We start from the raw sequence: 10,734 nt of genomic DNA on the forward strand, positions 1-10,734 counted from the left end.
GACTGGCTGCTGAGGCGACCACGAGGTGGGGGCACAAAGGGGGGGTGGGGGGGGGGGTTTGGGGGGAAAACCAAAAACCCCCCCCACGACCCCCTCGCCGAACCGTGCAAATAACTCAAGTCGGACACTGTCACCGCGGAAAAAGTCCGTTATGAACAGTTGGAAGGTGCCTGGTCGGCGAGTCCCGCTCCTGCCGCCAACTCCGGCACGCCACGTTTGCCTTACCCCTCTATAGAACGATCATTATCACTCACGACCCTTTGTGGACACTGGCGGCGCGTCGCCTCTACCTGGTAGCCGGCCTAGCGCGTGAGCAGGTCCCGCAGCGCCTTCACCACCTCCGCCGGTGATTCCTCGGCCATGAAGTGCCCCGACGTGACCGTCCGATGGTCCAAGTCGGTCGCCCACGCCTGCCAGAGCGCGACGGCGTCGTAGCCCAGTGCGGCGCCCCAATCCTGCTGGAGCACGGTGAGCGGCATCGTGAGCCGGTTGCCCGCCGCGCGATCCGCCTGGTCGTGCTCGACGTCGATGCCGGCCGACGCGCGGTAGTCGGCGACGATCGAGGTCACCGCGTTCCGTGACGCCTCCAGGTACGCGGCCCGGACGTCGGCCGGGATCGCGTCGCCGCGCTGGGTCCACGCGTCGAGGAAGTGACCGAAGAACGCGTCGGGAGCGGCGCCGATCAGCTGTTCGGGCAGTCCGGACGGCTGGGCCATCAGGAAGAGGTGGAAGCCGACCGCGGCGGTGGTGCCGTGCAGGACGTCCCACATGTCCAGCGTCGGCAGCACGTCGAGGATCGCGAGATGGCTCACCTTGTCCGGGTGGTCGAGGCCGGCGCGCAGCGCCACCAGCGCGCCCCGATCGTGCCCGGCGAGGGCGAACCGGTCGTGACCGAAGGCCTTCGCGACGGCGACGGCATCAGCCGCCATCGACCGCTTCGAGTAGGTCTCGCCGGTGTCGGCGGGCTTGTCGCTTTCGCCGTATCCTCGCAGGTCAGGGCAGAGGACGGTGTGGTCGGCCGCCAGATCCGCCGCGACGTGCCGCCACATGAGGTGGGTCTCGGGGAAACCGTGCAGCAGCACGATCGGGCTGCCCGTCCCGGCGACGGCGACGTTGACCGCAACGCCGTCCGCGACGGGCACGCGCTGGTAGTCGAATCCGGTGATGCGCATGGGTACCTTCCTGGTCGTTCCGTGACGATCGCCAGCGTCCCCGGCCCGAATCAGCACCCGGTCAGCGGCGACCGAGCGGCCGGGGCACGATGATCACCGTCGGTGCAGCGAGGAGGTGACGATGCGGTTCGGGGTGCTCGGTCCGCTCGTGGCCGAGGACGCGCGGGGCGAAGCCGGGCTCAAGGGCCCGCGGCACCGCGCGGTGCTGGCCAGGCTGCTGATCGCCCGTGGCCGGGTCGTGCCGGTGGAACGCCTGGCCGACGACCTGTGGGAACGCCCGCCTGAGGGCGCGGTCGGCGCCGTCCAGACGTTCGTCGGTGCCCTGCGCCGCGCCCTCGAGCCGGATCGCGCGCCCCGTGAGCCCGCGCGGCTGCTCGTCACGGTCGCCCGCGGCTACGCTCTGCGCGCCGATTCCGTCGACGCGTGGGACTTCGAGATCGCCGTCGCAGCGGCCCGTGAACTGCTCGACGCCCGGCGGCCGGACGCGGCACTGTCGCAAGTGGACACAGCGCTCGCGCTCTGGCGCGGCCCCGCGTACGCCGAATTCGCCGAGGAGGGCTGGGCCGTCGGCGAAGTCTCCCGCTTGACCGAACTCCGTTCGCTGGCGGGAGAACTCCGTGCCGAAGCGCTCCTCGCGCTCGGGCGCGCCGCCGAGGCTATCCCGGGGCTGGAAGGGCTGGTGCGTGCGCATCCGCTGAGGGAGAACGGTTCCCGGCTTCTGGCGCTCGCGCTCTATCGCGCCGGGAGGCAGGGTGACGCGCTGGCGGTGTTGCGCACGGCGCGCGAACACCTCGCCGACGAACTCGGCATCGATCCCGGCGCCGGCCTGCGGGAACTGGAGGCCGACATCCTCGCGCAAGCGCCTCGGCTGGAGCCGTCCGCGCCCAAGATCGCCAAGCGGCCACTGGTCGGGCGCGACGCGGAGCTGGCCGAGCTCGAAGAAGCCGTGACGCGGTCTCGGCTGGTGCTCGTCTCCGGCGACGCCGGGGTGGGGAAGACCGCGCTCGCCGAAGCGTTCTCCGCACGTCTCGCCGCGCGAGGCTGGACCACGGCGTGGGGAAGCGATCCCGACGACGAGGGCGCGCCGCCCGCCTACGCCTGGACCCGGATCCTGGCCACGCTCGCCGACGCCGGGTACGGCCCGGCGCCGACGGCGGAGCCGGGGACCGAAGACCCACTGGCCGCGCGCTGGCGGTGGCATCGCGCCGTCGCGGCTCATCTGTCCGCTGCCGCGCCGCTCCTGCTCGTCCTCGACGACCTGCACTGGGCGGGCGAAGAGACCTTGGCGCTGCTGACCTCGGTGCTGGCCGAACCGGTGTCGATCATCGCGACCTATCGCGGCACCGACCCACCCGCCCGGCTGACGGACTTCCTCGCCAGGGCCGCTCGCCACGAGCCTGCCCGGATCTATCTAGGCGGCCTGCCCGAGACCGAGGTCGCCGGCCTGGTCCGTGCCACGACCGGAGAAGAGATCGATCCGGAAACCGCCGCGGTACTCCATCGGCGCACCGGCGGGAACGCGTTCTTCGTCCGTGAACTCGCCCGCCTGCTGGCCACCGAAGGCGTGGCCGCCTTGGACGCGGTGCCGCCGGGCGTCCGCGACGTCGTCCGCCACCGGGTGGACGCGCTGCCGGACGACGTCCGCGGCGTGGTGCGGCGGGCGGCGGTGATCGGGACGGACGTCGATCTGGACGTTCTCGAAACCCTGGTGGGGAAGACCGCGCTCGACGCCGCCGAGATCGCGGTCCGGCGCGGATTCCTGACCGAGCGGGCGCCGCGCCGGTTCCGGTTCGCGCACGCGCTCGTGCGGGACACGCTCTACCACGATCTCTCCCGTTCACGGCGCGCCCGCGAACACGGCGAGATCGCCGAGGCGCTGGAAGATCTCCGCCCGGACGAGGTCGACGCCCTGGCGCACCACTTCCTCCTGTCGGAGGAGCACGACGACCGTGCCGCGCGGTACGCGCAGGCCGCCGCCGAACGGGCCGAGAACCGTTTCGCGTCAACGGAAGCGGCACGCCTTTGGGACGCCGCACTCGACGCGTACGACCGCTCCGGCGCCTCCGACACGGCGAAGCGGCTGGAGCTGATCATGGGCAAGGCCCGCGCTTCGGCCGTCGCCGGCGGGCTCGGCCAGTCGCGGAAGCATCGGGCCGAAGCGTTGGAACTGGCCGAAAAGCTGGACGATCCACTGCTGACCGCACGGGTGATCGGTGCCTTCGACGTCCCCGCCAGCTGGACCGAAAGCGACGACAGGGAACTCGCTTCCCGGATCGCGGAAGCCGTCGAGCGCACCCTCGCCGCCTTGCCCGCCGAACACATGGCCGAGCGGTGCCGTCTGCTGGCGACCCTCGCCGTCGAGATGCGGAACGCGGGTGGACCGCGGGCACGCGAGGCGGCCCGGGAAGCCGAGGAGCTCGCCCGGCGGCTGGAAGATCCGGCTCTGCTGGCGTTCGCGCTCAACGCCCGGTTCCTGCAGTCCTTCGACCGCGCCGGTCTCGCCCCCGAGCGGGCCGCGATCGGCGCCGAACTGGTCGACCTCGCCGCGCGGCACGGACTTGTGACGTTCGAGGTGCTCGGGCACCTCGTGCTCCTGCAGGCGAAGAGCGCGCTCGCGGATTTCGCCGCCGCGGACCGGCACGCCGCGTCGGCGGACGAACTCGGCGAGCGATACGGTCTTCCGCTCGTCGGCGTGTTCACCCGGTGGTATCGCGCGATGCGGACCGCGATGACCGGTCCCGGTGGGGAGGCCGCCTACCGCGCCGCGGCGGCGGGTCTCGCGGGAACGGCCATGTCCGGTGTGGACAACGGGATCCTCGCGCTCGCGCTGTACTGCGACCGGATCCAGCGTGGTTTGCCGCCGGAAGCTTTGGAAGACGACTACGGCGCTTACGAAAGCTGGTGCCGCCCGGTGCTCCCGATCCCGGATTCGCCAAGAGACCTGCTGTTCGAGGCACGCACCTGTCTGCACGCCGTCGTCGCGCTCGAACTCGGTGACCGGACGACGATGGAACGCCTGTACGCCGAACTCCTGCCCGCCGAAGGGGAGATCGCCGGCGCCGGGAGCGGGATGCTCACCCTCCGCCCGGTCGCGTACTACCTCGGCGAGCTGGCCACCGCCCTCGGCCTGCGAGAAGCGGCCGCCGAGCACTATCGGAAGGCGCGGGAAATCGCGGTGAAGGCCGGTTCACCGCACTGGGGTTAGCTCACTGCTCGCGCATCGCGCGGCGGATCTCGGCCAGCTTGTCCTTGGCGGCCTTGTCGCGGTCGGCGATCTTCTTGTCGAGCGAAGCGACGTCTTCCTTGCCGCCGAGCCCGGCGAGCTCGGTCGAGCCCAGCGACGTCGTGTAGCGCTGCTCGATCCGGTCCCGCACGTGGTCGAACGAGGGCACGCCGCTCTCGCTGTAATCCGGCTCCGGGACCTCGACCGGCGCGGTCGGGGTCTCTTCGACGATCTCGGCGTCGAGGATCTCCGGCTTCTTGTCCGGGCTGTTCTCGGTCATCGTCCACTCCGTCCTGCGTGCCACGGCACGGCTTCGGTCATCAACCCGAGCATGCCCGAAACCAGCCGCATCTGGTCGACCGTGCGGATGTCGGCTTCGACCAGCTGCGGCGAGCAGACCACGATCGCGAGCGCCTGCGCCCGTGAGAGCGCCACGTTGAGCCGGTTGCGGGAGAGCAGGAAGTCCAGGCCACGCGGCAGATCGACGGCCGACGACGAGGTCATGGTGGTGATCACCACCGGCGCCTCCTGCCCCTGGAACCGGTCCACGGTGCCCACCCTGACGCCGGGGTGCCCGGCCTGGTCCAGTGCGCGGGCCACGACCCTGGCCTGCAGGTTGTACGGCGCCACCACCAGGATGTCCTCGTCGCCGAGCGGCCGGGGCTCGCCGTGATCGGTCCAGGCGCGGCCGTGGAGTTCGGCGACGAGGGAGGTGACCGCCTCGGCCTCCTCGATCGACCGTGTCGTGTTGCCGTGGTGGTCGACCTCGGCGAGGTACAGGCCCGCTTCGACGCCGTCGATCGACCGCTCGGCCGCCGAGGGATGCGAGTGCAGGCGGCCCGCGTAGGACAGCCGCGACACCGGCGCGCAGACGGCCGGATGCATCCGGCGGGTCTCGTCGAGGAAGTACCCGAGCTCGGCCGGGATGATGTCCGCCTCGTCGATCAGGTGTCCGAGCGCGGACGCTTCGGCGCCCGCGGGATGCGTACCCTGCACGACCTGCGGCAACTGCTGCGGATCGCCCAGCAGCAGGAGATTCTTGGCGCACATCGACACCGCGAGCGCGTCGGCGAGGGCGAACTGGCCCGCCTCGTCGATGATCAGCAGGTCGAACGGCTCTTCCCGGATCGCGGCGTTCGCGAACGTCCAAGCCGTCCCGCCGACCAGATGTCCGGTGTCGTGCTCCTCGCGCCATTTCACCAGCGCGGGATTGGTCTTCGGCTGCTCCCACGGCGCGGCTGGATCCGGGGTCCGCTTGGCGCGTTTGGCGCACGGCAGATCCGGCGCGTTCTTGAGCGCGGCCGACAGCACGTTCTCCACGGCCTTGTGACTGGTCGACGTGACTGCGATCGTCTTGCCCGCGCGCACGAGTTTCGCGATCAGCCTGCCCGCGAGGTACGTCTTGCCCGCGCCGGGCGGGCCCTGGACGGCGAGCGTGGAGCCGTCGAGCGCCTCGACGGCCTCGATCACCGTGGTCACCAGGTCCGGCCCGGGTTCGGGCAAGCCCCGGTCGTCGCGCAGCCGCGGCGTCGTACGCCGGAGGAGATCGACGCCGGGATGGGCGGGCAGCACCGGCAGCGTGTCGACGACGAGGCGGGCGAGATCCGCGACCGCGTCGTCCTTGGGGGAGGGACGGACCGGGCTCCCGGGCAATACCGCGACCGGCCGGTCGGCGGTGGTCTCGTCGGGCGGACAGCTCTCTTCCAGGGTCAGCTCGACGGCGGTGGCCGAGACGACCTTGGCGTCCCTCGCGGCCGCTCCGTACCGCAGGCGGACGTCGTCGCCGGGGGCGAAGGGATGCGGCCGGTCCGGGTCGCAGCGAAGCACGAGCGAGCGCTTCGCCTTCCGGACCCGGCCCGACGGCGGCACCCAATTCCCGGCCTCCAACGAGACCGGGACGGTGCAGGCGTTGTCGGTCTCCAGATCGCCGAGCGGGGCGGCCAGCTGGCGGAAGTACTCCCACCACGCCGGATTCGTCTCGCGGCGGTGGTAGCCGACGGACGCGGCCAGCAGCGCGCGGGCGCGATCCTCTCCGGTGAACTCGGCCGGATCGTCGGGAAGCCCGTCCAGCAGCGGATCGACCAGCGCGGCCAGCTGCGCGGCGCGTTCGGCGCGTTTCTGGGCGGCGACGTCCTCCTCGGTTTGCCGGAGCAGAGCGTCCACATCGGACTCTTCCGGCGGCTCGGCGAGCGCGATCCCTTCCTCCACGCGGACTTTGTGGAGGAACTCGAAGAGCCGCAACGTGGAGACGCAGTCGTATTCGTTGTAGTCGCCGATCCCGCGCAGCACTTCGTCCGCGTGTTCGGTCTCGCCGGAGGCGGTGAGTGTCAGGTATTCCTCGTAGGCCTCGATGCTCGAAACCGCGGTCTTGACGTCGCCGTCGCGGGCCTCGGGCATGTAGAGCGGTTCGAGGTACTTGATGGAGTACGACCGCTGCGAGACCCGGAGTGCCTTGCGCACCACGGAATACAGGTCCACCAGACCACCGCTGCGCAGCAGGTGGTCGACGGCGTCCTCGCGGGTCCCGTGCACGGCGGCGAGCCGCTTGATCGCGGTGACCTCGTACGGGGCGTAGTGGTAGACGTGCGAACCGGGATGCTCCGTGAGCCTCGCGGTGGCGAAGTCGACGAACTCCTCGAAGGCCCGTTTCTCCTGCGACCGGTTGTGCGCCCAGAACGGCGTGAACTTCGTGCCCTCCTCGACGGTAACGGCGCCGAAGAGGTATTCGAGCCCCTCGCCCGCCAAGGCGTACGGGTCGCCTTCCATGTCGAAGAACACGTCGCCGGGCGCGGGTGGCGGGAGTTCGGCCAGCGTGTCCGGATCGATGACCTCGTAGGCGATCTGCCCGGTGGCGTCCTGCCTTACCTGGATCGCGGCCTGGGCGCGCAGCGTGGTGAACGACGTCGTCGAGATGTCGCGCGGCCGGTCTTCCGGAGCGGCGGCCGCGAGCGCGTCGATGGTGCCGAGGCCCGCGGCGACGAGTTTGCGCCGCTGGTCGCCGCGCATCCCCGCGACCAGCGAAAGATCGCGATCGGCCTCGCGGGCGCTCGCGCAGTGCGCGGCGTAGGAACAGCCGCCGCACGCGGGCCGCTCGTCGGCCCACAGCGGGACCGGCAGGGTCGGCGGCCGGTTCCGCAGCCGGGCGCGGAGCCGGTTTACCAGCGGGAGGAAGTCGTCGACGCGGAACGACCGCGTGCTGTGATCGCCCAGCAGCAGATGCATCCGAGGACCGGCGGGCCAGCCCGCCCGGCGCAACGCGTCGGCGTACGCGGTCAGCTGGACGACTGCGGCAGGCTTCGCGTGCCTGGCCAGCTTCGTGTCATAGACCTCGTAGCGGCCTTCGTCGTCCCGCATCAGAAAGTCGGCGCGGCCGGAGAACTCGCCGTCGTGGAAAACCGCCTGGTAGATCACCGGCGCGCCGGCCCGTAGCGCCTCTTCGGTGGCCTTCGCGGCGACGATCGGGTCGCGTTCGTCGATCTCGACGACGGCGCTCCGTTCGCCGCGCAGCTTGTCCAGCGTCGCGGCCTCGTGCGCGCGCCCGTGCGTGACCGCCAGCTGATCCGGCCCGGAGCCCGGCCGTGGCGCTCCCGGGAGGCCGGCGGCCAGCGCCTGGTTCAGGAGGCTGCGGTGCTCGCATTCGAGCAGGTCGGCGAGATCGGACGGGGTGTACATCGCCCGGGAGTCTCGCACGGACTCCCGGATGGACGGTCTCGGCGCGCCGGAGTCAGCCGGAGGTGTGGTCGAACTTCAGATGTGAGGTGATCCGGTAGCGGTCGCCCCGGTAGAGGGAGCGGGTGTACTCGATCACGCGGCCGCCCGCGTCGCGGGTGGTGCGCTCGAAGAGCAGCGCGGGGGAATGCTGCGGGACGCCGAGCAGGCCGGATTCGTCGGGGTCGGTGACGGTCGGCTCGATGATCTGCACGGCCGTCGCGGGAACGACCTCGTACCGGGTGCGGAGCAGTTCGTAGAACGAACCGGATTCGAAGCCCGCGGCCGTGATGTCCGGCACGAGATCCCGGGGGACCAGGATCCGTTCGATCGCCATCGGCGCGTCTTCGACCACGCGGACGCGGGTGACGGCCACCAGCGTGTGGCCGGGGGAGACCTCGAGGCGCTTGCCGAGCCGGGCGCCCGCCGGCGTGGTGGAGAACTCGATCACCCGGCTGGTCCAGTGCCCCTCGGCGGGTGGGGCGAACTGCTCGCCGCCGGTGGCGGGAACGAGGTCCTGGGAGATCTTGCGCGGAGCGGTGAAGGTGCCGCGGCCGTGCTCGCGGACCACGAGCCCGTCGCGCTCCAGTTCGTCTATCGCGGCTCGCAGGGTGGGGCGCGAGACGCCGATTTCACTGCTCAGCGCGCGTTCGGAAGGCAGGACCTCACCCGGCTGCCGCCGCTCGATGAGCTGGCGGAGCCGGTCCTTGACCTCTGTTCGCCGCATGACCACAGCCTACCCAGTGGTCAGCGTGAATTGGCTGGTGGACAAGTTGTCTAGACCTATTGACTTTACCACTTCGCGGGGAGACGGTGAAAGAAACTGACCAGTGGTAAAGGAGACGACGATGTCGACCTCAGGGAAGTTTCGCGCCGCCGCCGTCGCGGCGTTATCGGTCGCCGCACTGGCTGTGGCGCCGGGTGCCGCGGCCGGAGCGGCCGCTTGCGGGGCACTGTTCGACGATTTCCACTACGGCTCGCACACCGACGGGCTCCTCGGCCGGCACGGCTGGCAGGTGCGTTCCGGCGCCGGCGGCCCCGGCGTCGGCGGTGCGCGCTGGGCTCCGGAGGGCATCACCTTCCCGACGTCCGACGGGGACAAGGTGCTGCAGCTCGCCTCCACCACCGACGGCACGCCCGCGGGCACGACGCAAACCGAGATCATGCAACCCGACCGGCGGTTCTTCGAGGGGACCTACGCGGCCCGGATCCGCTTCTCCGACGCGCCGGTGTCAGGCCCGGACGGTGACCGGATCAACCAGACGTTCTTCACCATCAGCCCGCTCCGCTACGACAACGACCCGATCTACAGCGAGCTGGACTTCTCGGAGTACCTGCCGAACGGCGGCTGGGGCGAGGCGGGCCCGGTGAACTTCCAGACCAGCTGGCACACCTACACGCCGGATCCGTGGTACGCCGAGAACAAGAGCGACAGCCAGCGCCGCAGCATCGACGGCTGGCATTCCGTCGTCGCGACCGTGTCCGGCGGCCATGTGCGGTACTACATCGACGGCGCACTGGTGGCCGACCATGACCGCAGCGGGCCGTTCGACGTGTACCCGCGGCAGAACATGTCCCTGAACTTCAACCAGTGGTTCATCGATCTCACGCAGCACAGCGGCGGCACGAGTGCCTACCTCGAGCAGGTCGACTGGGTCTACTACGCGAAGAACGAGGTCCTGACGCCGCAGGCCGCCACCGAACGGGCCGCGTCGTACCGATCCTCGGGCGTGCGGTTCGCCGACGATCTCGGTGGCTGTTAGACAGGAGCCGTGGATCGGCTGACAAATGGGGCGCCTATCAGACTGAACGGAAGGACTTCGAGTGGGCGAGAGACTTCAGCCGCGGTGAGTTGAGATCCGCGAACGCGATACTGATTGACTGGGCCGACGACATCAGCTACGCGACGCACGACCTCGAGGACTACTTCCGGGCCGGGCTGATCCCTTTGCGCAATCTCGCGATCGACGACAACCGCATACTCAAGCATGGTCGCCGACGGTTGAAGAAGATCAACGGTTTCAACGAATATCGCTTCCGGGAGCAGATCGACGCGATCGTCGGCCCAGGCGTCGTGGACGCGGTCCGGCTCGTGGACGAAGCCCCCTACGTCGAAGTCGATGAAGAGTGTCAGTACCGGGTGGCCGCGCTGAAGGAGCTCACGTGGTTCTACGTGATCGACAGGCCGCCGCTGGCCATCCAGCAGGAAGGTCAGAAGAGGAGCATCGGTTCGCTCTTCGACCGGTTGCTCATGTGTCTGGAGTAGTCGCCGAACAGCCCGAAGATCCCCATCCAGCTCCGCGTGATCTACCGCGACATCAAGCGTGACGATGAGGCGAAAGGGACCTTCGATGACAACAAGGCGGCCCGGTGCGCAGGGCCGTCACCGACTACATCTGCCTGCTCACCGAAGCGCAAGCTGTCGATCTCGGGAAGCGCCTGGCGGTCGGTCGCAGAGTTCGATGTTCGGTACCTGGTTCAACTGAACGTGGGCATGCCGAGGGGCCCGTCGCCGGTGGGGTCGGCGGGCTCCTCGGGGCTTCAGCGGCGGGGCTTCTGTAGCGGGTCGAGGTATTGGGGCGGGATGAATTCGGGCCGCCCGTTGGTCATGCGGACTTTCCAGCCGGATTG

7 protein-coding genes are annotated in these 10,734 nt (G+C 70.2%); 3 read left to right on the forward strand and 4 right to left on the reverse strand.

Annotated features, from left to right (window positions below; translation table 11 throughout):
- Window positions 1-302: 302 nt before the first annotated feature.
- The gene (locus AC069H_RS38890; protein ID WP_478235641.1) at window positions 303-1,172 is read right to left on the reverse strand and encodes an alpha/beta fold hydrolase; all 870 of its coding nucleotides are present in this window, start codon (window positions 1,170-1,172) and stop codon (window positions 303-305) included.
- A 121-nt stretch (window positions 1,173-1,293) separates the two neighbouring features.
- Between AC069H_RS38890 and AC069H_RS38895 the strand changes: the two genes are divergently transcribed.
- Window positions 1,294-4,377 (forward strand): BTAD domain-containing putative transcriptional regulator, encoded by a 3,084-nt coding sequence (locus tag AC069H_RS38895; RefSeq protein WP_478235642.1) that lies wholly within the window; start codon window positions 1,294-1,296, stop codon window positions 4,375-4,377.
- A 1-nt stretch (window position 4,378) separates the two neighbouring features.
- Here AC069H_RS38895 and AC069H_RS38900 read toward each other — a convergent pair whose 3' ends face one another.
- From AC069H_RS38900 to AC069H_RS38910, 3 genes are read right to left on the reverse strand one after another with little or no spacing between them, the layout of a single operon-like run.
- Window positions 4,379-4,675 carry a hypothetical protein gene (locus tag AC069H_RS38900; protein ID WP_478235643.1) on the reverse strand — a complete coding sequence of 99 codons (297 nt, stop codon included), beginning with the start codon at window positions 4,673-4,675 and terminating at the stop codon, window positions 4,379-4,381.
- Complete coding sequence (locus tag AC069H_RS38905; protein ID WP_478235644.1) at window positions 4,672-8,067, reverse strand: TM0106 family RecB-like putative nuclease; 3,396 nt, start codon at window positions 8,065-8,067, stop codon at window positions 4,672-4,674. The genes AC069H_RS38900 and AC069H_RS38905 overlap by 4 nt, the downstream gene beginning before the upstream one ends.
- Window positions 8,068-8,119: 52 nt before the next feature.
- Window positions 8,120-8,830 (reverse strand): GntR family transcriptional regulator, encoded by a 711-nt coding sequence (locus AC069H_RS38910; protein WP_478224811.1) that lies wholly within the window; start codon window positions 8,828-8,830, stop codon window positions 8,120-8,122.
- A 121-nt stretch (window positions 8,831-8,951) separates the two neighbouring features.
- Here AC069H_RS38910 and AC069H_RS38915 point away from each other — a divergent pair, with 121 nt between their 5' ends.
- Together AC069H_RS38915 and AC069H_RS38920 are read left to right on the forward strand one after the other, a co-directional pair.
- Complete coding sequence (locus tag AC069H_RS38915; protein WP_478235645.1) at window positions 8,952-9,866, forward strand: glycoside hydrolase family 16 protein; 915 nt, start codon at window positions 8,952-8,954, stop codon at window positions 9,864-9,866.
- Between the two features lie 89 nt (window positions 9,867-9,955).
- The gene (locus AC069H_RS38920) at window positions 9,956-10,369 is read left to right on the forward strand and encodes a hypothetical protein (protein WP_478235646.1); all 414 of its coding nucleotides are present in this window, start codon (window positions 9,956-9,958) and stop codon (window positions 10,367-10,369) included.
- Window positions 10,370-10,734: the final 365 nt, after the last annotated feature.

This window comes from Amycolatopsis sp. NPDC043887 (assembly GCF_056435665.1).